Source organism: Chromobacterium sphagni, assembly GCF_001855575.1.
GTDB classification, from domain to species: domain Bacteria; phylum Pseudomonadota; class Gammaproteobacteria; order Burkholderiales; family Chromobacteriaceae; genus Chromobacterium; species Chromobacterium sphagni.
In genome coordinates this window covers 537,146-558,653 of record NZ_MKCS01000001.1, presented here as the reverse complement: position 1 = coordinate 558,653, position 21,508 = coordinate 537,146, and the positions used below count along the sequence as shown (strand labels likewise).

24 protein-coding genes and 1 tRNA gene are annotated in these 21,508 nt (G+C 63.1%); 16 read left to right on the top strand and 9 right to left on the bottom strand.

Going from position 1 to position 21,508, the window contains the following annotated elements:
• Positions 1-96: 96 nt before the first annotated feature.
• The 4 genes from BI347_RS02720 to mnmG are packed head-to-tail and all read right to left on the bottom strand — an operon-like array spanning position 97 to position 4,274.
• A complete protein-coding gene (locus BI347_RS02720) occupies positions 97-954 on the bottom strand; it encodes a ParB/RepB/Spo0J family partition protein (RefSeq protein ID WP_071115245.1) in 858 nt (285 codons plus the stop codon).
• A gap of 4 nt (positions 955-958) precedes the next feature.
• A complete protein-coding gene (locus tag BI347_RS02715; protein ID WP_071115244.1) occupies positions 959-1,750 on the bottom strand; it encodes a ParA family protein in 792 nt (263 codons plus the stop codon).
• A complete protein-coding gene (gene rsmG, locus BI347_RS02710; RefSeq protein WP_071111338.1) occupies positions 1,747-2,376 on the bottom strand; it encodes a 16S rRNA (guanine(527)-N(7))-methyltransferase RsmG in 630 nt (209 codons plus the stop codon). The genes BI347_RS02715 and rsmG overlap by 4 nt, the downstream gene beginning before the upstream one ends.
• Positions 2,373-4,274, bottom strand: a complete 1,902-nt coding sequence (mnmG, locus tag BI347_RS02705) for a tRNA uridine-5-carboxymethylaminomethyl(34) synthesis enzyme MnmG (RefSeq protein WP_071115243.1) — start codon at positions 4,272-4,274, stop codon at positions 2,373-2,375. Before mnmG ends, rsmG begins: the two co-directional genes overlap by 4 nt.
• Positions 4,275-4,467: 193 nt before the next feature.
• Between mnmG and BI347_RS02700 the strand changes: the two genes are divergently transcribed.
• From BI347_RS02700 to BI347_RS02685, 4 genes are all read left to right on the top strand, one after another.
• Positions 4,468-5,217 carry a GNAT family N-acetyltransferase gene (locus tag BI347_RS02700; RefSeq protein ID WP_071111340.1) on the top strand — a complete coding sequence of 250 codons (750 nt, stop codon included), beginning with the start codon at positions 4,468-4,470 and terminating at the stop codon, positions 5,215-5,217.
• A 56-nt stretch (positions 5,218-5,273) separates the two neighbouring features.
• Positions 5,274-5,960: a tRNA (N6-threonylcarbamoyladenosine(37)-N6)-methyltransferase TrmO gene (gene tsaA / locus BI347_RS02695; protein ID WP_071115242.1), complete on the top strand. Its 687-nt coding sequence runs from the start codon at positions 5,274-5,276 to the stop codon at positions 5,958-5,960.
• Positions 5,961-6,026: 66 nt separating this feature from the next.
• Positions 6,027-7,010 (top strand): Tim44 domain-containing protein, encoded by a 984-nt coding sequence (locus BI347_RS02690; RefSeq protein ID WP_071115241.1) that lies wholly within the window; start codon positions 6,027-6,029, stop codon positions 7,008-7,010.
• Between the two features lie 169 nt (positions 7,011-7,179).
• Positions 7,180-8,382, top strand: coding sequence for a sensor domain-containing phosphodiesterase (locus BI347_RS02685; RefSeq protein ID WP_071111343.1), 1,203 nt, complete (start codon positions 7,180-7,182; stop codon positions 8,380-8,382).
• A 45-nt stretch (positions 8,383-8,427) separates the two neighbouring features.
• Here BI347_RS02685 and BI347_RS02680 read toward each other — a convergent pair whose 3' ends face one another.
• The 4 genes from BI347_RS02680 to BI347_RS02665 are packed head-to-tail and all read right to left on the bottom strand — an operon-like array spanning position 8,428 to position 11,116.
• Complete coding sequence (locus tag BI347_RS02680) at positions 8,428-9,015, bottom strand: BON domain-containing protein (protein WP_071111344.1); 588 nt, start codon at positions 9,013-9,015, stop codon at positions 8,428-8,430.
• Between the two features lies 1 nt (position 9,016).
• The gene (locus BI347_RS02675) at positions 9,017-9,607 is read right to left on the bottom strand and encodes a phosphoheptose isomerase (protein ID WP_071111345.1); all 591 of its coding nucleotides are present in this window, start codon (positions 9,605-9,607) and stop codon (positions 9,017-9,019) included.
• A 22-nt stretch (positions 9,608-9,629) separates the two neighbouring features.
• Positions 9,630-9,968 (bottom strand): YraN family protein, encoded by a 339-nt coding sequence (locus BI347_RS02670; RefSeq protein ID WP_071115240.1) that lies wholly within the window; start codon positions 9,966-9,968, stop codon positions 9,630-9,632.
• Complete coding sequence (locus BI347_RS02665) at positions 9,965-11,116, bottom strand: penicillin-binding protein activator (RefSeq protein WP_071115239.1); 1,152 nt, start codon at positions 11,114-11,116, stop codon at positions 9,965-9,967. Before BI347_RS02665 ends, BI347_RS02670 begins: the two co-directional genes overlap by 4 nt.
• A 60-nt stretch (positions 11,117-11,176) precedes the next feature.
• Between BI347_RS02665 and rsmI the strand changes: the two genes are divergently transcribed.
• The 9 genes from rsmI (at position 11,177) to BI347_RS02620 (ending at position 16,767) form a co-directional block, all read left to right on the top strand.
• On the top strand, positions 11,177-12,007 hold the full coding sequence (gene rsmI / locus BI347_RS02660) for a 16S rRNA (cytidine(1402)-2'-O)-methyltransferase (protein WP_071115238.1): 831 nt from the start codon (positions 11,177-11,179) through the stop codon (positions 12,005-12,007).
• 57 nt (positions 12,008-12,064) lie between these two features.
• Positions 12,065-12,149: transfer RNA gene (locus tag BI347_RS02655), tRNA-Leu, on the top strand.
• 177 nt (positions 12,150-12,326) lie between these two features.
• On the top strand, positions 12,327-13,520 hold the full coding sequence (locus tag BI347_RS02650) for a tyrosine-type recombinase/integrase (protein WP_071115237.1): 1,194 nt from the start codon (positions 12,327-12,329) through the stop codon (positions 13,518-13,520).
• A 74-nt stretch (positions 13,521-13,594) separates the two neighbouring features.
• Entirely contained in the window at positions 13,595-13,891 is a 297-nt protein-coding gene (locus BI347_RS02645; protein WP_071115236.1) for a hypothetical protein, read from the top strand.
• Between the two features lie 150 nt (positions 13,892-14,041).
• Complete coding sequence (locus BI347_RS23410) at positions 14,042-14,443, top strand: hypothetical protein (protein WP_139167164.1); 402 nt, start codon at positions 14,042-14,044, stop codon at positions 14,441-14,443.
• Positions 14,444-15,098: 655 nt separating this feature from the next.
• Entirely contained in the window at positions 15,099-15,314 is a 216-nt protein-coding gene (locus tag BI347_RS02635; RefSeq protein ID WP_071111351.1) for a helix-turn-helix transcriptional regulator, read from the top strand.
• An 18-nt stretch (positions 15,315-15,332) separates the two neighbouring features.
• Positions 15,333-16,052 carry a hypothetical protein gene (locus BI347_RS02630; RefSeq protein ID WP_071115234.1) on the top strand — a complete coding sequence of 240 codons (720 nt, stop codon included), beginning with the start codon at positions 15,333-15,335 and terminating at the stop codon, positions 16,050-16,052.
• Between the two features lie 27 nt (positions 16,053-16,079).
• Positions 16,080-16,478, top strand: a complete 399-nt coding sequence (locus tag BI347_RS02625; RefSeq protein ID WP_193431042.1) for a hypothetical protein — start codon at positions 16,080-16,082, stop codon at positions 16,476-16,478.
• Positions 16,479-16,488: 10 nt separating this feature from the next.
• A complete protein-coding gene (locus BI347_RS02620) occupies positions 16,489-16,767 on the top strand; it encodes an Ogr/Delta-like zinc finger protein (RefSeq protein ID WP_083338652.1) in 279 nt (92 codons plus the stop codon).
• A 38-nt stretch (positions 16,768-16,805) separates the two neighbouring features.
• Here the strand turns inward: BI347_RS02620 and BI347_RS02615 are convergent, their stop codons facing one another.
• On the bottom strand, positions 16,806-17,210 hold the full coding sequence (locus tag BI347_RS02615; protein WP_071115231.1) for an ogr/Delta-like zinc finger family protein: 405 nt from the start codon (positions 17,208-17,210) through the stop codon (positions 16,806-16,808).
• 397 nt (positions 17,211-17,607) lie between these two features.
• Between BI347_RS02615 and BI347_RS24100 the strand changes: the two genes are divergently transcribed.
• The 3 genes from BI347_RS24100 (at position 17,608) to BI347_RS02605 (ending at position 20,959) form a co-directional block, all read left to right on the top strand.
• The gene (locus BI347_RS24100) at positions 17,608-17,784 is read left to right on the top strand and encodes a hypothetical protein (RefSeq protein ID WP_167359398.1); all 177 of its coding nucleotides are present in this window, start codon (positions 17,608-17,610) and stop codon (positions 17,782-17,784) included.
• A complete protein-coding gene (locus BI347_RS02610; protein WP_071115230.1) occupies positions 17,781-18,107 on the top strand; it encodes a DUF1484 family protein in 327 nt (108 codons plus the stop codon). The genes BI347_RS24100 and BI347_RS02610 overlap by 4 nt, the downstream gene beginning before the upstream one ends.
• A gap of 92 nt (positions 18,108-18,199) precedes the next feature.
• A complete protein-coding gene (locus BI347_RS02605; RefSeq protein WP_071115229.1) occupies positions 18,200-20,959 on the top strand; it encodes a toprim domain-containing protein in 2,760 nt (919 codons plus the stop codon).
• The last annotated feature ends 549 nt before the right edge of the window (positions 20,960-21,508 follow it).

The following is a 21,508-nucleotide window of genomic DNA, read 5'->3' as shown; positions in this document are numbered from 1 at the left end:
ACCATGACTGCCAGTGCAAAAAAACCGCTGGATTATAGGCTTTGCGCTTGAGTTGCGTCAACTTTGCCGCTGGGCGGCTTTTGCGGCGCAACATTCTCATTTTTGGGGTTTTTTCTGCAATTTCTCCAGCAGCGCATCCAACTCGTCCAGACTGGCATATTCTATGATCAGCCTGCCGTTGCCGCCATTGGCATGACGAATGCTGACCTTGGCGCCTATCGCTTCCGACACCTGGTTTTCCAGCCGCTCCACATCGGGATCGACGCGATTTTGTTGCGGAGCAACTGTGGTTTTTTGCACATCATGCTGTTGCACCCGGCGCTCCACCTCGCGCACCGACAAGCCCTTGCGCACCACCTCTTGCGCCAGTTCAAGCTGGGAAACGGTAGGCAGCGACAGCAAGGCGCGGGCGTGGCCCATCTCCAGCTGGCCCTCGTGCATCATCTGCTGCAGCGGCTGCGGCAGCACCAACAAGCGCAGCAGATTGGACACCGCGCTGCGCGAACGGCCCACCGCGTCGGCCGCGGCTTCGTGGGTGAGGCCGAATTCGTCTATCAGCCGCTTGATGCCCTGCGCCTCCTCGATCGGGTCCAGTTCCTGGCGCTGGATGTTCTCGATCAGCGCCATCGCCAGCGCCGCCTCGTCGGGCACGCTCTTGATCACCACCGGCACCTCGGCCAGGCCGGCCTTGCGCGAGGCGCGCCAGCGGCGCTCGCCGGCGATCAGCTCATAGTCGCCCAATCCCAGCTCGCGCACGATCAGCGGCTGGATGATGCCTTGCACGCGGATGGAGGCCGCCAGCTCTTCCAGCGCGGTTTCGTCCATGAAGCTGCGCGGCTGGTACTTGCCGGGACGGATGCTGTCGATGGGAAGGGTGGTCAGTCTGTCGTCCACCGTGTCAGCGGTGGACAGGAGCGCGTCAAGTCCGCGCCCCAATCCTTTGAGTTTGGCCATATTGTCAGACGGTGGGAGTTGCGGTTGCGGGTTCAAGGCGCTCGATCAGCTCTTGCGCCAGCGTCAGGTACGCCTGAGCGCCGCGGGAGTTGCGATCGTAGACCAGGCCCGGCAAGCCGTGGCTGGGCGCCTCGGCCAGGCGCACATTGCGCGGGATGACGGTTTGGAACACCTTGTCGCCGAAATGGCGCGCCAGTTGCGCCGAAACCTGTTGCGACAGATTGTTGCGGGCGTCGAACATGGTGCGCAAAAGGCCCATGATCTCGATCTTGGGGTTGACCGCCAGCCGCACCTTGCGCAGCGTGGACACCAGATCGGACAGGCCTTCCAGCGCGTAGTATTCGCACACCATCGGGATCAGCACGCTGTGCGCGGCCACCAGGCCGTTCAGCGTCAACAGGTTCAGCGACGGCGGGCAGTCGATCAGCACATAGTCGTACTGGTCCTCCACCGCGGCCAAGGCATTTTTCAGCCGCGCCTCGCGCGCCAGCTCGTTGACCAGCTCCAGCTCGGCGCCGCCAAGATCGCGGTTGGCCGGCAGCACGTGGTAGCCGCCCGCCTTGGCATCCTGGCGCGCCTCCTCCACGGTGGCCTCGCCCAGCAGCACGTCGTAGCCGGACTTCTCCAGCGACTGCTTGGCGATGCCGCTGCCCATGGTGGCGTTGCCCTGGGGATCGAGATCGACGATCAGCACCCGCCGGCCCAGATCGGCCAAACCGGCCGCCAGATTGACGACGGTGGTGGTCTTGCCCACTCCGCCCTTCTGGTTGGCCACCGCGATCACGCGTGGATTCATTGCAGCACCATCCTCACCAGATGGCGTTCGGCGTCCAGCCCCGGCACCGTTACCGGCAGCACCTCCGAAACCGCCACGCCTTGCGGCAGCAAGGCGATTTCCTCATACGGGTACACGCCCTTCATCGCCACGTACTGGCCGTCTTCGGCCAACAGGTGGCGGGTCAGCTTGACGAACTCGGACAGCTCGGAGAACGCCCGGCTGGTGATGCGGTCGAACTTCGCCTCCGGCTGGTAGGCCTCGACGCGGTCGGTTACCACCTGGACGTTGGGCAGGCCCAGTTCCACCACCACCTGGCGTAGAAAAGTGGTTTTCTTGTGGTTGGAATCCAGCAGCACCACCTGCAGGTCCGGCCGCGCGATGGCGGTGGGAATGCCCGGCATGCCGCCGCCGGAACCCACGTCCAGCATGCGCGCGCCGCCGGCCAGGTGCGGCACCAGGCTCAGGCTGTCCAGCAAATGATAGCTGACCATGCGTTCTTCCTGGCGGATGGCGGTGAGATTGTAGGTCTGGTTCCATTTCACCAGCAGCGCCAGGTAACGCTGCAGCAATTCCTGCTGCCGTTCGGTGAAGTCCAGGGCCAGCTTGGCCAGCCCCTGGTGCAATTCTGCGATATGTTGTGTCATGCGGTTTTCGTGGCGTCGGTGAAGCCGCGCTTCAGGTGCACCATCAGCAAGGCGACGGCGGCGGGAGTGATGCCCTGGATGCGCGAAGCCTGGCCCATGGTTTCCGGGCGCTGCTGGTTAAGCTTCTGCTGCACTTCCTTGGACAGGCCCTTCACCAGACTGTAGTCGATGTCGCCCGGCAGACGGATGTCTTCCAGATTGTCGCGGCGCGCCAGCTCTTCGTTCTGGCGGTTGATGTATCCCTGGTATTTGACCTGAATTTCCACCTGCTCGGCAACCACCTCGTCAAGCTCGGGGGCACTGGCGCCGGCTTCCGGCACCGACATCAGGTCGCGGTAGCGCACATTGGGGCGCTTGAGCAGGTCGGACAGCGCGTACTCGCGCTCGATGCCCTTGCCCAGCAGGCGCTCTAGGCCGGTCGGATCGGACAGTTTGGACGGATGCAGCCAGGTGGTCGCGAGACGCGCCTTCTCGGCCTCGACGGCATCGCGTTTCTTGCAGAAGGCGTCCCATTGCGCGTCTCCCACCAAGCCCAGCTTGCGGCCCATCTCGGTCAGGCGCAGGTCGGCGTTGTCCTCGCGCAGCTGCAGGCGGAACTCGGCGCGGCTGGTGAACATGCGGTACGGCTCGGACACGCCCTTGGTGATCAGGTCGTCCACCAGCACGCCCAGATAGCCCTCGTCGCGGCGCGGGCACCAGGCGTCCTGCTCGCGGACGTATAGGCCGGCGTTGAGGCCGGCGAGCAGGCCCTGCGCGGCGGCTTCTTCGTAGCCGGTGGTGCCATTGATCTGGCCGGCGAAGAATAGGCCCTTGATCGCCTTGGTCTCCAGCGAGGCCTTCAGGCCGCGCGGGTCGAAGTAATCGTACTCGATGGCGTAGCCGGGGCGCAGGATGTGGGCGTTCTCCATGCCGCGGATGCTGCGCACCGCCGCCAGCTGGATATCGAACGGCAGGCTGGTGGAAATGCCGTTAGGGTAGAACTCATGGGTGGTCAGGCCCTCCGGCTCCAAGAACACCTGATGGCTGTCCTTGTCGGCGAAGCGGTTGATCTTGTCTTCGATGGACGGGCAGTAGCGCGGGCCGACGCCTTCGATCACACCGGTGAACATCGGGCTGCGGTCGAAGCCGCTGCGGATGATGTCGTGGGTGCGCTCGTTGGTGTGGGTGATCCAGCACGGCAGCTGCCTGGGATGCATTTCGCGCTTGCCGCGGTAGGAGAACACCGGCTCCGGGATGTCGCCCGGCTGCTCCTCCATCACCGAGAAATCGACGCTGCGGCCGTCGATGCGCGGCGGCGTGCCGGTCTTCAGCCGGCCCACCGGCAGGCTCAGTTCGCGCAAGCGCGCGCCCAGCGTGGACGCCGCCTGGTCGCCGGCGCGGCCGCCGGTGTAATTTTCCATTCCGACGTGGATCTTGCCGGACAGGAAAGTGCCGGCGGTCAGCACCACAGTCTTGGCGCGGAAGGTGATGCCGATGGCGGTGATGGCGCCGGCGACGCGGTCGCCTTCGATCAACAAGTCGTCCACCGGCTGCTGGAACAACGTCAGATTAGGCTGGTTCTCCAGCATCTCGCGGATGGCGGCCTTGTACAGCACGCGGTCGGCCTGGGCGCGGGTGGCGCGCACCGCGGGGCCCTTGGAGCCGTTGAGCGTGCGGAACTGGATGCCGCCGATGTCGGTGGCCAGCGCCATCGCGCCGCCCAGCGCGTCCACCTCTTTCACCAGATGGCCCTTGCCGATGCCGCCGATCGACGGGTTGCACGACATCTGACCCAGGGTCTCGATATTGTGCGTCAGAAGAAGGGTGGCGCACCCCATGCGCGCCGCGGCCAGCGCGGCCTCGGTGCCGGCGTGACCGCCGCCCACCACTATCACGTCGAAGCTTGTCGGATAAATCATGGCTGAAGGAGCAAATCTGGCGGAAAAACGGCCTATTCTACGCCAAAACGGTTTAGCTGATAAGTCCTTGATTTCAATAAATCCAAGCGCGTAACGCTATCGTCAAGCCACAGTCATAACAAGGTCATCGCACAGACATTAACACGTCAAACAGCGCCCCTAGCATGTGGCTCATCACCACGAGGGGCAAAACATGCTGCTAAATGAACAGCTTGCAGGCAGGACCAAACCGAGGCTGGCCGTCCGCTTGGCCAACAGCGCAGAAGACATCCGCCGCGCGCAGAAGCTGCGCTTCGACGTGTTTGCCGGCGAAATGGGCGCCGAACTTGCCTCGCGCGAGCTGGGCATAGACTGCGACGAGTACGACGAACTGTGCGACCACCTGATCGTGGAAGACCACACCAGCGGCCTGATAGTAGGCACCTACCGCATGCTGCCGCCCGCGGCCGCCCGCCGCGCGCCCTGCCTGTACTCGGAACACGAGTTCGACCTGGGCCGCCTCGCCCACCTGCGCGACAGCCTGATCGAAATGGGCCGCTCCTGCGTGCACCGCGACTTCCGCTCCGGCGCGGTGATCGCGCTGTTGTGGTCCGGCCTGGCCGATTATGTACAGCAGCAGGGCGGCGCCTATCTGGCCGGCTGCGCCAGCGTGTCGCTGACCGACGGCGGCCACCAGGCGGTGAGCCTATACCGCCAGCTGGAAGGCAAGCACCTGGCGCCGGCCGACTGGCGCGTGTTCCCCCACCTGCCGCTGCCGCTGGACCGCGTGATCGACAACTCCGCGCCGGTGCCGCTGCCGCCGCTGATCAAGGGCTATCTGCGCGCCGGCGCCCACGTCTGCGGCGAGCCGGCCTGGGACCCTGACTTCAACTGCGCCGACTTCTTCATGCTGCTGCCGATGAACCAGCTTAACGCCCGCTACAACAAACATTTTATCAGCTGACGCCGGCCATCCGCGCCGCCGCCGGATGCGGCGCGCGCAGATGCTACAATCCGGCCATGACTTACGCTTTCGAACCAGTGGGCGTGATCCGCTCGCCTTACCGGGAAAAATTCGGCATTCCACGCCAGCCCTCTCTGGCCAATGCCGCCCGCGTCACCCTGGAGTTGCTGCCGCCCTACAATCAGCCTGATTGCGTGCGCGGCCTGGCGGCGTTCTCCCATGTCTGGATCAGCTTCATCTTCCATCAGACCATGGGCCGCGGCTGGCAACCGCTGGTGCGCCCTCCCCGCCTGGGCGGCAACGCCAAGGTGGGCGTGTTCGCCAGCCGTTCCACCCATAGGCCCAATCCCCTGGGCCTGTCGCTGGTGGAGCTGGCGGCAGTGGAATGCGACCATGGCGTGCGGTTGCGGCTGGCCGGGGCCGATCTGCTGGACGGCACGCCGGTGGTGGACATCAAGCCTTACATACCGTTTGCGGAAGCCCGGCCGGAGGCCAGCGGCGGCTTTGTCAGCGGCCCCCCGCCGCAGTTGCGGGTGGAATGGAGCGCGAACGCCTTGCAACAGCTCGCCGGCCTGGATGCGCCGCCGGACTTCGCCCTGCTGGTGGAGCAGGTGCTGGCGCAAGATCCCCGCCCGGCCTACCAGGATGATCCCGGCCGGATCTATGGCGTGTCGCTATACTGCTACAATGTCCGCTTCGGCATCCGCGAAGAAATCGCCACTGTGCTTGAAATTCTTGATTAAAACCAAAACTAAATTGCATCTTCCCGGTCATATCCGGGCAACTCAAACCACTCAGGAAAATAAAACATGACCACTCGTGCGAAGACGATCGTACTCGCCTTCACCATGGTTTCCGTGTTGGCCAGTCCATTTGCCGAGGCCGCGCGCCTGGGCAAAGGCAAGAGCGCAGGCATGCAGCGCTCCGCCCCCACCCGTACCTATCAACCCAGCACCCCGGCCCCGCAGCCGATGGCCGCGCCGCAGGCAGGCGGCATCCCGGCTCAGGCTCCGCAGAAATCCGGCCCGGGCATCGGCACAGCGCTGGCGGCTGGCGCAGTCGGCGCCGCGGCCGGCTACATGATCGGCTCCTCCGGCAACGAGAAGCAGGCCGCTCCGGCGCAGCAGAACGCCGCGCCGACCGAGCAACAAGCCGCGCAATCGGCTCCGGCGCAGCAGGAAAAAGGCGGCATGCCCTGGGGCATGCTGGCGCTGCTGGGTCTGGCCCTGGTCGGCGGCATGATGTACTTCCGCCGCAAAGCCGGCAATCCGGTGGGCAACGCGCCGCAACCGGCGGGCATGCCGCAGGGCATGAACAGCCAGGCCAGCGGTTTTGACGCCATCCCCAAGATAGGCTCCGGCCTAAGCAACAATGGCGGCTTCAGCAATGGCGGCGGCTTCAATGCCGCGCCGGCCAGCGCGCCGGCGCGCCTGCCCGACGGCACCGAAACCCCCAACTTCCTGCGCCAGGCCAAGGCCACCTTCCTGCACCTGCAAAGCCTGAACACGCCGGAAAGCCTGGAGGAAGTGCGCAAGTACATGACGCCTGAGCTGTTCAACGCGCTGCGCGACGACATCGGCGGCAACAGCGCGGTGGCCGACTTCCCGCAGCTGGACTGCCAACTGGCCGACGCCACCGTGGAAAACGGCCGTTACGTGGCCAGCGTGCAGTTCAGCGGCAACGTCAGCGAAGAAGTGGGCTCTCCCATCGTGCCGTTCAGCGAAACCTGGCACTACATCAAGGACGGCAGCACCGGCGGCAAGTGGCTGGTGGCCGGCATCCAGCAAAACTGACTGTTCGGCCGACGGGGCTGTTGTTTTCCCCGTCAACTTAACATTCGTTGACGACGGGCCCTCGGGCCCGTTTTTTATTTTATTGCCCATGCACTAAACTGGAATGCCGATTGCTTGAGCAGCGGGGATACGGACCAATAGAGCCCGGACACATGGAGGCAGTATCGCGATGACAGCATTCGAGCACGCCGGCCTGAAAATCGGCAGCCACTTTCAGCCCATCTACAGCCTGGCGCATCGACGCAGCATAGGCATGGAAGCGCTGTTGCGTGCCGAGCAGGGCATTACCGCGCTGAGCCCCGCCGAGGCCTTCTACACCATGGTGTCGCCGGAAAAGCGCCACCAGTTCGACCTGGCCGTCTGCCACGCCCATATCCAGCGCTTCCTGCAGCTGCCGACCGACAAGCCGCACTGGCTGTTCCTCAATATCGACGCCGCCTCGCTGTCGCGCCCGGACCGGGCGATGGCGCTGGTCAACAACATCCGCCAGGCCGGCCTGGAACCGCACAAAGTGGTGCTGGAAGTGCTGGAGCACGTGCTGGAAGTGGACGAGGCGCTGATCGAAGGCGTCAACATCCTGAAGAACCATGGCTTCATGATCGCCATCGACGACTTCGGCGTCGGCCACTCCAACCTGGAGCGGGTATGCCAGCTGGAGCCCAGCCTGGTGAAGTTCGACCGCCAGTTGCTGCGCAACGCCATCCTGCAGCCGCGCAGCCGCAGCCTGCTGACCAGGCTGGTGCGGCTGATGCACGAAATTGGTGCGCTGGTGGTGGTGGAAGGGATAGAAACCGAACGCGACGTGCTGATTGCGATGGACTCGGGCTGCGACCTGATCCAGGGCTTTTTCATCGCCCATCCGGCCGAGCAGCCGACCAGCGACGAGATCATCACCCCCAGGCTGGACGAGCGCTGGGATGAACTGATGGCGCACTCGCTGCTCAAGCGCAAGCTCACCCGCCGCCAGATCGAGTTGGCGCGGCAATGCTTCGTGCAAAGCGCCATCTCGCTGATGCAGGGCACGCCGTTCGACCTAGCCGCCAAACCCATGCTGAGCCTGCCGGACGTGATCCGCTGCTTCCTTTTGGACAGCGAAGGCCGGCAGATAGGCCGCAACCTCAACAGCCGCCAGTCGCCCGCCGCCACCGACCCGCGCTACGCGCCGCTGGCCGACACCACCGGCGCGGTGTGGTCGCGCCGCAGCTATTTCCAGCACGCGGTCGACCAGCCCGGCGTGCTGTACATGAGCGAGCCCTACCTGTCGATGACCGATCCGCGCTCCTGCCTGACGATGTCGATGGCGATAGAGATCGACGAGTGCATGCATGTGCTGTGCGCCGACCTGCTGGTGCCGCAAAGCAGCACGGTATGAAAAAGGGCGGCCTGGGCCGCCCTTCTCCTTCCCGCCGTCCCGACCTTACTGCGCCGGGGTCACATCCTGAATGTATTCGAACAGCGTCACCACCTTCTGCACGCCGGCGGTTTCGCTGGCCACGCGCGCCGCTTCGGCGCCTTCGCCCTGGGTCACCAGGCCCAGCATGTAGACCACGCCGGCCTCCGTCACCACCTTGACGTCGTTGGGATTCACGCCCTTGCCGTCCAGCAACCGCGCGCGCACCTTGCTGGTGATCCAGGTGTCGTTGCTGCGCGCGGAGAAGCCGGACACCGGCGCCACCACCGTATAGTTGTAGACGCGGCGCACATTGGGGATGCCGCGCGCGATCAACTCGGCCTGCTGGCGCGCCTCGTCGCTGGGCACCTCGCCGGTGAGCAGCACCGCGCGGTTGAAGCTGGTGCGGTTGACGTGGGCCGACGGCAGCCGGCTGGCGATCTGCTCACCGGACTTCAGCTCTATGCCCTGATCATCCACATAAGACCCGCTGGTGCGGCGGTCGGACGCCACCAGCGCGCCGCCGGCGGCGCCAGCCGCCACCAGGCCCACGCAACCGCTCAAGGCGCTGGCGCAACCGGCCGCCAGCAACAACGCAAATACGCTACGCTTCATTTCACTCCCCTCCCAACAGCATGCAGTCGATGGCATCGCATAGCGCGTGGATCAGCAGGATATGCACTTCCTGGATCCGGCAGGTGCGTAGCGACGGCACGTTCAAATGGATATCTTCCGGCGACAGGATTTCCGTGATCTTGCCGCCGTCCTTGCCGGTGAGCGCGATCACGCTCATGCCACGCTCATGCGCGGCGTAGATGGCTTCGATCACGTTGGCGGAATTGCCGGATGTGGAGATCGCCAGCAGCAGGTCGTTGGTATGCCCCAAGGCCCGCACCTGCTTGGAAAACACCATGTCGAAATCGTAATCGTTGCCGATTGCGGTGAGCGCCGAAGTGTCGGTGGCCAGCGAAATCGCCGCCAGGCCCGGGCGCTCCTTCTCGAAGCGGCCCAACATCTCGGCGGCGAAATGCTGGGCGTCGGCGGCAGAGCCGCCGTTGCCGCAGGCCAGAATCTTGCCCTCGTTCATCAGGCAGGCCACCATGCGCTCCGCGGCGGCCGCCACGCCCGGCGATAGCAGTTCCATCGCCTCCTGCTTGGTGGCGATGCTTTCCAGGAAGTGGCCGTTGACCCGGTCAATCAGATCCATTGGGGGATCCCCTTTTCTCTACTTACTGCGTGAAAATGTTCGTCAGCCACTGCGGCGGATCGCCGCCCACGCTCACCACCGCGTCGAAACGGCAGGGAGCGTCGATATTGTGGCTGGCTAGATAGACCTCGGCAGCCAGCAGCAGTTTCCGCTGCTTGGCCTGGGTAATGCTGTCGGCGGCGCTGCCGAAGCGGCTGCCGCCGCGATGGCGGACTTCGATGAACACCCAGCAGCCGCCATCGCGCATGATCAGATCGATCTCGCCGCCGCGGCAATGCCAGTTGCGCGCCACCAGCTTCAGGCCGCGGGCCTCAAGCAGCGCCAGCGCGCGGTCTTCGGCTTCGCGGCCGGCCTGGTTCATTGCAGCGCGTTGCCGCCCATCACACCGGCGGGCAGCTGGCGCTCGAACACCCGGTCGCGGCCCAGCCTCAAATCGCCGGTCACGCCATCCAGCCGGATGATCGCGCCGGGACGGCTGCCGGCCATCTGCACCGCAAGCCGGTAGGCGTCGATGCCCAGCGCGTACAGACGCTCGGTCTGCGGCGTCAGCGCGTTGGCCGGGCGCGGGTAGCGCTTCACCGCCGGATGGTCCGGCATCAGGAACCATGGCATGTCGATGAAGCGCACACCGGCCAACTCCGGCTGGCTGCCGCCCACATTCAATTGCGAAGTGCCGTACACCGGCATGTCCGGCGTCAGCGCCGCCTTGAGTTTCGCCGCCTGCGCGGCGTCCAGCGCCAGCGCCAGCGCGTCGGCCTGGCCACTGGCCTGCAGCAGCGCAGGCAGATTGTCGGCGTCAAACGGCTGCTGCAGCGCAGGCTTGCCAGTCAGCGCGCGCCACTCGTCGGCGAAGGCTGCGCCCAGCCGCTGCGACAGCGCGTCGCGACCCACCACCAACATCGGGCTGGTGCGGCCGTCGTCGCGCATCAGCCGCGCCAGCTGGCGGGCCTCGCCCTCCACGATCAGCGACAGCGAATACAGCCTGGGATTGGCCGCCACCTCGCGGCCGACGGAATTGAGCGCCAGCGTCGGCACCGTCACCGACGGCGCCAATTGGGCGATGGCGTCGCGCGACAGCGGGCCGATCACCACGTTGACGCCATCGGCCACCGCCGCGCGGTAGCGCTGCACCACATTGTCGGTGGTGGCGTCCACGCTGATCAGCTCAGCACTCTGGTCCACCTGCGCCGCCGCCTCCACGCCGCTGCGCACCACCGCCGCCGCCTCACCCAACGCTGACGACTCCACCGGCAGGATCACGCCGATGCGCACCCTGGCGTGGGCAGGGGCCCTGGCTGCCGGCGCGCTGGTCGGCAAGGACGATTGCGGGCTGCCGACAGGAGCGGCGGCGGCCGGAGCCGGCGCCAAGCGCGGCGTCTGGCCGGGCGGCGCGCTCAGCGAGCGGATCGGCGCGCTATTGCTTTGGATGATATAGTCGGGGGTTTGCGCCATTGTCGGCGTCAACCACGTCAACAAGACGCCAACCAACAGCGGAGTCAGTCTTTGCATACTTCGTTCGCCCACCTGCTTGATGCTGCCAGGGAAAGTTTCTGTCGCGGCACATTATATGTGGTGGCCACGCCCATTGGAAATCTGGCCGACATCAGCGCCCGCGCCCTGGCGGTCTTCGAGGCTGCGGATGTCGTCTGCGCCGAGGATACTCGGGTTACCGGCCAGTTGCTATCCGCATATGGCATACGCGCCAAGCGCCTGGTCAGCCTGCGCGAACACAACGAACGCAGCATGGCGGAACAGGTGATCCGCTGGCTGGGCGAAGGCCAGATCGTCGCTCAGGTGTCCGACGCCGGCACCCCGGCGGTATCCGATCCCGGCGCCCGCCTGGTGGAAGCCGTGCGCGCCGCCGGCCATCCGGTGCGCCCGCTGCCCGGCGCCAGCGCCGTGATCGCCGCGCTATCCGCCAGCGGCTTCACCGCGCCCACCTTCCTGTTCCACGGCTTTCTGCCATCCAAAAGCGGCGAGCGCCGCAAGACGCTGCAGCAATGGCAGGACGCGCCCCACCTCACCATCTGCTACGAAGCGCCGCACCGCATCGTGGACGCGCTGGCCGACATCGTGGCGGAGCTGGGACCGGAGCGCCGGGTGATGCTCAGCCGCGAGCTGACCAAAACCTTCGAAACCTTCCAGGCGCTGCCGGCGGCGGAGCTGCTGGAGTGGGTGAAGGCCGACAGCAACCAGCAGCGCGGCGAAATCGCGCTGATCATAGACGCCGCGCCGGCGGTGGAAGCCAGCGACGACGCGCTGCCAGCCGAAACCGTGCGCGTGCTGCAACTGTTGGCGGCGGAGCTGCCCACCAAGCAAGCCGCCACGCTGGCGGCCCAGATCACCGGCGCCAACCGCAAGCAGCTGTATGACCACGCGCTGAAACTGAAAAAAGACTGAGCGCCAACTATTTACAAGCCGTTGGCGCAAGGTTAATATCCGTGTCTCGCAGGTGTCGCCCGGATGGCGAAATTGGTAGACGCAGGGGATTCAAAATCCCCCGCCGCAAGGCGTGTCGGTTCGAGTCCGACTCTGGGCACCAGCGATCACTCCGAGAGAGTCCGAGAAGTACCAGGAAACCCGCACAGCACAAGGCTTTGCGGGTTTTTTGTTGTCCATTTCCGTCCAGCACCATCCAGCCAAAGCCGGCGCAAAATGTTGGTATATATTTTGGTACGAGATACCATCACTGCTGATACCAACAGCAGGAAATGCCAACATGCCACTAACAGATACCGCCATCCGCAATGCCAAGCCCAGGGAAGACGGAAAACCTGCCAAGTTGGCCGATGGCGGCAGCCTCTTTCTTTGGGTGATGCCCAACGGCGCGAAGTACTGGCGCATGGCCTACCGATTCGACGGCAAGCAGAAAACCCTCGCCTTCGGCGTCTACCCCGCCACCTCGCTAAAAGACGCACGGGAGAAGCGCGAGGCCGCGCGCAAACTGCTGGCGGCAGGGACCGACCCAAACGCAGCCAAGAAAGAGCAGAAGCGCGAGAGGCAGCTCACCGTTGAAAACTCCTTCGAGATTGTCGCCCGCGAGTGGTACGACAAACAGCTGCCACGCTGGACCGATGACCACGCTGTCAGAATTCTCGACTCCCTCAAGGCTGACGCCTTCCCCGACCTCGGCAAGCTCCCGGTTTCCCAACTCACCGCCCCGATTATCCTGGATACCATCCGCAAGATTGAAAAACGCGGCGCAGTGGAAACCGCCCAGCGCGTGCTACAGCGGATCAGCGCAGTCATCCGCTATGCCATCCAGACCGGCCGCGCCGTCTACAACCCGGCAACAGACCTTACAGGCGCGATACGCGCAAAGAAGGTAGAACACCGCCCTGCACTGCCGCGCGGCGAGCTACGCGAGTTCTACCGCCGCCTGGCGGCCGAACCTCTCTACATCCCCACCCGCATTGCCATGCATCTGCTGATGCTGACCTTCGTCCGTCCTGGTGAACTGCGCGCCGCACGCTGGGAAGAGTTTGATGAAGAGCGCGCGGAATGGCGGATACCAGCCGAACGCATGAAGATGCGCGAGCCTCACCTTGTGCCGCTATCGCGGCAGGCTCTGGAGCTGCTGAAAGAACTGCGCCCACTGACAGGTAAAAGCGCTTTGCTCTTCCCCGCTGTGACAGACCTCAAGAAACCGATGTCCGAGAACACGTTGGGCTATGCCATGGGCCGCATGGGCTATAAAGGCACTGCGACACCGCACGGCTTCCGCGCGCTAGCTTCGACAGTTCTTAATGAAGAAGGCTTCGATCCAGATATCATAGAGAAGCAGCTCGCTCATGCGGAGCGCAACAAAGTACGCGCCGCTTACCATCGAGCGGAGTATCTGGAAGAGCGTAGGAAAATGATGCAGTGGTACGCAGAATTCTTAGGTAGACATCAAGAGAACGGTGTCGCTTAGCAAGGCAGAAAAATACGGCCACTTTCGGCCAAAAGCAGCAGCACAATATTAAGGTCAGGAGTTGGGGGCATTCGATGGAGCACGTTATTATCAATTTTAAGCACGGTATCCGAGACATTATTCCTTATAGCGAGTTTATTGATAAATTGCGCCCAATTCTAGAGAGAAACGGGGCTGGAGAGTATTTGGGAGATGACATGGCAATTGACGGCGGAGATGCCGAGGCGGTCTTTTCCTGTCATAGCGCACAAACCCTATATGGCATCATTCTAGGTGATCTTGAACTACTTCCATTCATGAGAGGTGCAAAAATTACTTTTGTCTTTGGGGCACTGGATTTAGACGTTCCTCAAGAAGAGTTCTTTATGTAAGACTTAGCTCTCATTGGCATGTACATGCCCCCCATTGGGTCGAGGACAAGCGTGTTAAATGAAGGTAATGATGGCAGCTAGCGGCCAGAAGCTGACTTTCTCTCTTAATTCTTGAGCGTATCGTTGCTCTCTCGACAGACCCGGAATTTTATGACGCAACATCAAATATTCTTGATTGGCGGTGCAGATGATGAAACTGCGAACTTCATAGAGGACGAGGCAAATGGGCTGTTTCGCCTTGTATGTGAGTACAGAGGAAAGACTATTTCATCAGAGGCTCACGACTACTTCGAGGCTCTTTGTACGATTCGATTGGAATTAGAGAATGAAGGGCTGATTCCGTTTTGTTACGGTGCCAGTATTAACGTGTACCCATCCGCTATGGCTCGTGACATGGGGAAAGGGAAAGTTGCATACAAGATGGAAATGGGAAAGCCAGCAACCAGAGAAAATCTGGTACGCATCTTCGAAGAAGGAGCTGATGTCATCCCATCCCCTGTGACACTTCAAAAAGAATTTTTTAAAGATTGGTTGGCTTCGATACGAGGTTAATGACCGCTTAGGGTCGATTCCTGCCATTCCAGGCTAACGCTCAAGTTTCACCACCTGCCTGCCTCATAAACACCCGCCACTGAACGCCACCCTACAATGAGCTGTCCCGCAGGTTTGCCGCACCAGGCAGCGCTACGGGGCGTTAACGGCTTCTTTTACCCCCAGCCCCCGGCGCGCGCAATCGAAGCCCCGCCTCGCCCCCGCGCTTCATGTGCCGCTAATCATGCAACCGCATGAACCCGCCCAAAGCCCGCGCCACCGGGCTTTGTTCACGTCTGCACCCCTCTGCAAACTCATGCGTTTTCATGCACTCTGCGCATGCAGTCTCAACGCCGGCCGCCAGCGCCTGGCCGTGTAGCCCTTCCTTCTTCTTTTCCTCGATCCGCTCGCATCCTTCCCGCGCCGTCCCCCTGCGTCCGACGCCGTCCATTTGCCTGTTTTCACCCCTCGCCTCCCATCAAACGCCTCACGAAACTTTCTGCCCGTCAATAGCCAAAACGGCGTTTTTTCAGCTCAAAAAGTTTCGTTGTTGTGTGGCGATCCCACACAACACCGCCCCAAAACAGCATTTGTTTTTTGCTGGATACTGGCCCCGCTGACCGACGTATCCGGCTGCATCCCCTGCTATCCAGACAAGACGACAAGGACGCCAAACATGAATGCTGTTGCCCCCTCTCCCTCCCAGCCGCTGCGCTTTCTGCGACTGCCGGAAGTCATCACCACCTGCGGCCTGTCCCGCTCGTCGGTGTACGACGCCATCAAGCGCGGCCACTTCCCGGCCCCGGTGTCCTTGGGCGGCAAGAGCGTGGCCTGGCTGTCCTCCGAGATCGAAGGCTGGATGTCCGAGCGCATCGCCGCCCGTCAACCCTAACCCACAAGGAACCTTCCCATGCACCTGACCGACCCGAAACGCAATGCCTACCTGTGCGAACAACTGGATATCTGCAAACAGCTGTTCGCCAGCTATCAGCAAGCCCAGCAAGACCACCAGAGCAAAGCCGAGCTGTTCGCCAAGCAACAGCAGGCGGCCGACGACGCCGAGCAAAAGGCCAAGACCCTGCGCGGCAAAGCCCGGGCGCTGCTGCGCGAAATGATGGGCCAGCCCTCCAAGCAAATGCAGGACTTGCGCTCCGAGGAGCGCGCCGCCTACAGCGAGGCCGAAGACTACCGCACCTTCCTGGCCGAACTGGAGCTGGACCGCGACGAGGCCGCGCTGGCGATGCTGGATATCGGCCGCGACTATGTGGAGAAACGCCAATACGCGCTGCAGGTCTACACCGCCGGCTTGCTGGATCAGGCCAGCCAGCTGGAGCCGCTGCTCAAGGCGCTGGCCATGCATGAGGATGGCTTGCTGCGCGAAGGCCAGTTTGCCACCTGGCGACAGCTGGGCTTTGAAAGCGCCCAAGCCGCCGCGCTGTCGGAATTCAATACCCAGCTGACCCGGCGCTTGTCGAGCTACCAGTACGACCATCACGCCGACTCGGTCCATCAAGTAGTGCCCTGGGCGCATGGCCTGGAGGAGGCCCGAGGCCTGAGCCTCTGCAAGTACAACAAGCAGAAAGCAGCCTTTGCCGAGCGTCGCCAGGCGCTGGAAGCCGCTAACCAATAACTGATAAACAGAACCGGGATGAACAAGATGACTAAATGGATTGGTGTGGATCTGGACGGCACGCTGGCGCAAGTGAGCCACGGCAATTTCGGCATGATAGGCCGGCCGGTGGAAGCGATGATGAACCGGGTCAAAGCCTGGCTGAATGAGGGGGATTACGAGGTGCGGATTTTTACCGCCCGCGCCGCCGACCCGAACCAGATCGGCAAGGTCAAGGACTGGCTGAGCCGCAACGGCCTGGCCGGCCTGGAAGTCACCCACCTCAAGGACCGCGACATGATCGAGCTATGGGACGACAAGGCGGTGCGGGTGGAGCGCAACACCGGCAAAGTCTGCGAGGGCTGCGGCAACGCCGAGCGCGACCAGCCGGGCTTCAGCCACCGCAAGCGCACGCTGAGCGACATTCCCCAACACACCGACTGCTAAAGGACGCGAGATGGCTTTCCCCTGCCCCCTGTGCGGCGCTATGTCGCGGGTCCGCACCAGCCGGATGATGAGCGCCACCAGCAAGGAGATTTACTACAACTGCAGCAATGACGACTGCTGCCACCAGTACAAGACCCTGGAGGGCGACCCGCGCACCTTGGCGCAGCCGATCAAGGGCGGGATGGCGATTCCGCTGGAGCAGTTGCGCCAGCTGCCGGGGCTGGCCACTGCGCCCGCCCTGGCGCTGACCACCAGCCAGGGGCGCATCCGCCATACCGTGTTGAAGTAAAAGAAATGGCCCGCTTTAGGGCGGGCCATTTTGACGCTTCAGATTCTCTGTTTGGCACTGGCTTCATGGCCAATATCCAGCAATAAATTATAGGTTCGCTCTATGTTTTCGACTTCGTCTTTAGCCGCCTTCAACGCGGTTTTTAACCTGGCGATTTCAGCCTTGGCATCCTTGGTTCGCGCTTTGTAAGTCTGATGAATTTCAAAGATGTTTTCCACTACCTGCCAGGGTTTGAACTCGCTGCGGATTTTGTCTTCATCCCACAATTTGCTTGGCCAGATATGGCTTTCAACCGAATAAAACCCTTTGATCTTTCCATCGCAGTGGCTGCACCGCAAATAGTACTCGGTAAAGTTTTTGGTTATCTGGCGACTACTTCTGACTTTAGCCGTTCCCTTTTCGCCGCACTTCGGACACACCACAAAACTAAATGCACCTGCCATTGCCACTCCAAAATAAAAAAGGCCCCTGCCAGGGCCTTGATTCCATCACCATAATTCAAACCATCTAACGCCCATTATATCCGTATGAAATGCACCGCTCAAATCCAATATGTGAATCACATGCTTGACAGCCCCGCCCGATTCCCGCACCATTACCCCGTCGTGTTCAATAGCGCGACCGGGATTGGTCTCCTGAACACTAAGGCGGACAGCCGCCTATTGCGGCATTTTTTACGTCCGTTTCACACCATTGGTGCGTCTCTTTTTATGGCGGGCAGTGGTGGGAGCGTGCTTGCACGCGCCGGTTCCTTAGTGCCGGTAGACCAATCCCGCCATATGCCTGCCACCCCCGATTGGTCTCGGGATGGTGGGTCGAATCTCACTAAGGAGGCACCCCATGCCTGGCATCACCCTGCGCGCTCTCCGCGCCCTATTTCCGCACACTACCCGCCCGATTTCCACCCTGCCCAACGAAGCCGAAGCGCGCGCGCTCGCCACTTTGCTGGTGGCTCAGGGTCAACGCGCCGTGTTTCATCGCACTACCGCTGGCTTCGCCGTGGAGGTGATCGCATGAGCGCCCTGCCCATCCTCGCCCCGCTGGCGCTGGCCGCCATCCATCGGGAACTGTCCCACCTGCAACAGCTGACCGGCCTGCCGGAGTACGCCGCCTTGCGCGAGCCGGTGGCCCAGCTGGCCGGCCTGTGCGAATCGGTCGAAGACGTGGTGTCCGGCGGCATCTGCCGCTTGTCTGGCACCACCGAGACGCTGCAAGGGCTGCTCGACCTGCTGCGCCATGCCGAGGACCGGCCGTTGCCGGCCAATCGCGTGGTCGGCCTGCTGGCCCCGCTGCAACAGCAGGTGGTCCACGCCTGCTCCGAAATCGGCCAAATCCTCTAAGGCAATCCCATGCACACGCTTTTGATTCTCTCCCTTCGCGGGCGAGCCGCTACCGGCTTGTCTATCGCTTCTCTGTCATTGAAAGGTCTGCGATGAATGCCCGCCTTCCAAACAGCGAGCTGGGCCAGTGGTTCGTCCAGCTCAAGACCGCCATCGACTTGCACGACCTGGCCGAGCGGCTGGGCCTGAAACGCCAGGGCGGCAAGGGCAACTATCACAGCCCGCATCACCCGGACAGCAACGCCTCGCTGTCGATCTTCGCCGACGGCCGCGGCTGGAAGGACTGGAGCGGCGACGCCGGCGGCAGCTGCATCGACCTGGTGCAGTTCTGCCGGCCGGAGCTGGACACCCCGCTGGCGGCGGCGCGGCTGCTGGGCGACTGGTACGGCATGCCGCAACCGAAACCGGCGATGAAGGAAAGGGCCGCGCCGGCGCGCAAGTCCACCCTCGATTACATTGCCGAGCGCTGCCTGGCTCAAGCCGATGCGGCCATCGCTTACCTGACCGGCCGAGGCATAGACGAGGCGGTGATCCGCCGCGCCATCCAGTGCAAGACGCTGGGCTGGAACGATTGGCACAGCGCCAAGGTGGCGGCCGGCGAAGTCGGCCACGGCGGCCCGGCCGTCGCCTTTCTGGTGCGCAGCGGCGGCCGACTGGCGGCGGTGGATCTGCGCTATGCCGATCCGGCCTTGAACGGCGGCGTCAAAGCGCAATGCCAGGGCGAGCGCGAGGGCCACGGCTGGTGCAGCGATCCGGCGCGGCTGAAGCGGGCGCGGATGGTGGTGATCGTGGAAAGTCCGATCAATGCCTTGTCGGTGGAGTGCTGCGCGTCGTCCGATGTGGCGGCGCTGGCGCTGCGCGGCGTCGGCAACGTGGACAGCATCGACTGGACCGCCTTGCGCGGCAAGCGGGTGCTGGTGGCGCTGGACCACAGCGACCCGGTCAACCCAGCCACCGGCTTGCGGCCGGGCCTGGCCGCCGCCTGGCGCTTGTCGGAGAAGCTGATTGCCGCCGACATCGGCCATCTGTTGGTGGACATGCAGGAGTGGGACGAAGGCGAGGACATCAACGATGTGCTGCAGCGCCATGGCAAGGACGAACTGACCGCGCGCTTGCGCAAGCTGGAGCCGTGGCTGGTGCCCGGCATGCCCGGCGGCGGCGAGCGACTGGAAGGCACGCGGCGGGTGCAGCTGCCGGGCCATGACTTCGCGGTGTATTGGCGTTTCCGGGTGAAGGAGGACTTCACTCAATATGTGGACGAGTTCAAGACCGACGACGACGGCAAGCGCTCGGAAACCTTGGGCGATCTGTGTTCCTTCCGCGTGGCCAGCCTGTCGCGGCTGCGCATTCAGAGCCATCTGGCCACCATCAGCGGCGCGGCTGACCATCAGCCGGAAACGGTGTTCGGCATCAGCGCCCAACTGGCGCGCCATGGCACGGTGTTGCATCGAGAGGTGGCCACCGACGACAAGCTGTACAACCTGGAATGGTGGAAGGGCCGTTTCGGCGCGATCTGGAAGCCGGCGCAGTTCCAGCGCCTGGTCAATCTGATGGAGCGGGCGGCCGACCTGGGCGCGCGCGATGTGGTCAACTTCGTCGGCCTGTCGTGGAAGGCCGGCGCGCTGGCGGCGCAGGAGGGGCAAGACTGCTATTTCGTCGAGCCGCAGAAGCAATGCCTCTATTACAACCTGACCTTCCCACGCGGCACGCAGCAGCAGGCGCGGACGGTGATTCAGGCGTATCAGGACACCTTCCGCGACAATGCGGCCGCCATCGTGCTGGTCTGGGGCTTGGGCACCCATCTGAAAAACCTGCTGGGCTTCTATCCGCACTTCCAGATGCAAGCCGAGAAGGGATCGGGCAAGTCCAAGCTGCTGGAGAGCCTGCAGACGACGTTGGCGTTTCAGGTGCTGTCCGGCCAGATGCTGAAGACCGACCACCGCCGGCGGGCGTCGGTCTCCTTCACCTCCCAGCCGGTGGGCTGGGATGAATTCTCCAAGCTGCCGAAGACAGTGCTGTCCGACATCGACGCGCTGCTGCAATCGACCTATCGCTTTGAGTTCACCCGCGTCGGCGCCAGCCTGACGCCTTACCTGATGTGCGCGCCGGTGCTGCTGGCCGGCGAAGAGGTGGACGCGCAAAGCCTGCAATCCAAGCTGTGCCGCAGCAGCCTGTCGAAAGAGCGGCAAGGGGCGATCATTCCGCATGATCTGCCGGTCTTTCCGCTGTGGCCGTGGCTGCAGTTCCTGGCTGACGTCGAGCCGGCCCGGCTGCGCGATCTGCATCGCCACTACCTGGGCGTGTGCGAACGGCACAGCCGCGCCCCGGCCGGCGACGCCACCGCGCGGCGGATGATGGAGAACTACGCCGCCCTGCTGTGCAGCTGGGCCTTGCTGTGCGAGTTCGCCGACCTCGACCCGCAGCAAGGCAGCTTCATCGAAGACCTGCTGGCCGAGATGAACAGCCACATCGTGGACACCGACGGCAGCCGCCTGCCCTGGGTGTGGATCATGGAAATCCTGCTGTCCGAGCTGGAGGCCCGGCGCTACGACTACCCGCACTGCTGGGACCGGGTCAAGCATGCAGACGGCCACACCGAAATGGCGCTGTTCATCCGGCCGAACCATGTGATGGACCATCTCTCCACCGCGCCGCATCTGCGCGCCAAGTTCGACGCGCTGCCAGTGAAGACTGGGCGCATATTCAAGAACCAGCTACTGCAAAGTCCGGTGGTGCTGGCCGATGGCGTCGAGAAGACCATCCACGGCCGCCGTCAGGGCCATCTGACCGCCATCAGCCTGGCGCAGCTGGAAAAGCTGGGCCTGTACGCCGCGCCGGACGTCCAGCCCTAAATCCAAACCAGCCCGTCCCCTCGACAGCCCGTCTTGTGTGGGCTGTCACGCTTTGCCCCGTACAAACTGCGCAACAGCAAACCCTTCCCTACATGAAATATGACATTGGCACGCAACAGGCAGCGAGAACGGCCGGAAATCGCCGGTTTCCACGCCATTGGGTATGGGAGGATGTGAAAAAATTCCGTGGATCGGCCCCTATTCACCACCTAAGCCATTGATTATTGAGAACAACCCATCCACGGTTTGCCCTCTGAAATCCACGGTTTCCCCTCCCACTTCCACGGTTTGCCCCGATTCTTCCACATCGCCGTTTTACGCTTCCGCCCCTCTTCTTCTCTTCTTCTTTTATAAAAAACAAAGAGATAGAGAAGGAAAGCAGTGAAAAAGGAAGCAAGAGGCCATCCACGGTTTCAGAGAGCTGCTTAAAAATTAATCCACGGGTTTGCCGGCCCATGTTGTGGAAATGGTGGATTCGCCCTTCCCTTCATGGCATTGATTTTATTGAGGTTTCTGGAACATCCACGGAATCGGGGAGAGAGGTGGTGG

Bases quoted from the DNA above. Each gene is read 5' to 3' on its own strand.
- BI347_RS02720 (WP_071115245.1), bottom strand. From the start codon at position 954: ATGGCCAAACTCAAAGGATTGGGGCGCGGACTTGACGCGCTCCTGTCC.
- BI347_RS02715 (WP_071115244.1), bottom strand. From the start codon at position 1,750: ATGAATCCACGCGTGATCGCGGTGGCCAACCAGAAGGGCGGAGTGGGC.
- rsmG (WP_071111338.1), bottom strand. From the start codon at position 2,376: ATGACACAACATATCGCAGAATTGCACCAGGGGCTGGCCAAGCTGGCC.
- mnmG (WP_071115243.1), bottom strand. From the start codon at position 4,274: ATGATTTATCCGACAAGCTTCGACGTGATAGTGGTGGGCGGCGGTCAC.
- BI347_RS02700 (WP_071111340.1), top strand. From the start codon at position 4,468: ATGCTGCTAAATGAACAGCTTGCAGGCAGGACCAAACCGAGGCTGGCC.
- tsaA (WP_071115242.1), top strand. From the start codon at position 5,274: ATGACTTACGCTTTCGAACCAGTGGGCGTGATCCGCTCGCCTTACCGG.
- BI347_RS02690 (WP_071115241.1), top strand. From the start codon at position 6,027: ATGACCACTCGTGCGAAGACGATCGTACTCGCCTTCACCATGGTTTCC.
- BI347_RS02685 (WP_071111343.1), top strand. From the start codon at position 7,180: ATGACAGCATTCGAGCACGCCGGCCTGAAAATCGGCAGCCACTTTCAG.
- BI347_RS02680 (WP_071111344.1), bottom strand. From the start codon at position 9,015: ATGAAGCGTAGCGTATTTGCGTTGTTGCTGGCGGCCGGTTGCGCCAGC.
- BI347_RS02675 (WP_071111345.1), bottom strand. From the start codon at position 9,607: ATGGATCTGATTGACCGGGTCAACGGCCACTTCCTGGAAAGCATCGCC.
- BI347_RS02670 (WP_071115240.1), bottom strand. From the start codon at position 9,968: ATGAACCAGGCCGGCCGCGAAGCCGAAGACCGCGCGCTGGCGCTGCTT.
- BI347_RS02665 (WP_071115239.1), bottom strand. From the start codon at position 11,116: ATGCAAAGACTGACTCCGCTGTTGGTTGGCGTCTTGTTGACGTGGTTG.
- BI347_RS02650 (WP_071115237.1), top strand. From the start codon at position 12,327: ATGCCACTAACAGATACCGCCATCCGCAATGCCAAGCCCAGGGAAGAC.
- BI347_RS02645 (WP_071115236.1), top strand. From the start codon at position 13,595: ATGGAGCACGTTATTATCAATTTTAAGCACGGTATCCGAGACATTATT.
- BI347_RS23410 (WP_139167164.1), top strand. From the start codon at position 14,042: ATGACGCAACATCAAATATTCTTGATTGGCGGTGCAGATGATGAAACT.
- BI347_RS02635 (WP_071111351.1), top strand. From the start codon at position 15,099: ATGAATGCTGTTGCCCCCTCTCCCTCCCAGCCGCTGCGCTTTCTGCGA.
- BI347_RS02630 (WP_071115234.1), top strand. From the start codon at position 15,333: ATGCACCTGACCGACCCGAAACGCAATGCCTACCTGTGCGAACAACTG.
- BI347_RS02625 (WP_193431042.1), top strand. From the start codon at position 16,080: ATGACTAAATGGATTGGTGTGGATCTGGACGGCACGCTGGCGCAAGTG.
- BI347_RS02620 (WP_083338652.1), top strand. From the start codon at position 16,489: ATGGCTTTCCCCTGCCCCCTGTGCGGCGCTATGTCGCGGGTCCGCACC.
- BI347_RS02615 (WP_071115231.1), bottom strand. From the start codon at position 17,210: ATGGCAGGTGCATTTAGTTTTGTGGTGTGTCCGAAGTGCGGCGAAAAG.
- BI347_RS24100 (WP_167359398.1), top strand. From the start codon at position 17,608: ATGCCTGGCATCACCCTGCGCGCTCTCCGCGCCCTATTTCCGCACACT.
- BI347_RS02610 (WP_071115230.1), top strand. From the start codon at position 17,781: ATGAGCGCCCTGCCCATCCTCGCCCCGCTGGCGCTGGCCGCCATCCAT.
- BI347_RS02605 (WP_071115229.1), top strand. From the start codon at position 18,200: ATGAATGCCCGCCTTCCAAACAGCGAGCTGGGCCAGTGGTTCGTCCAG.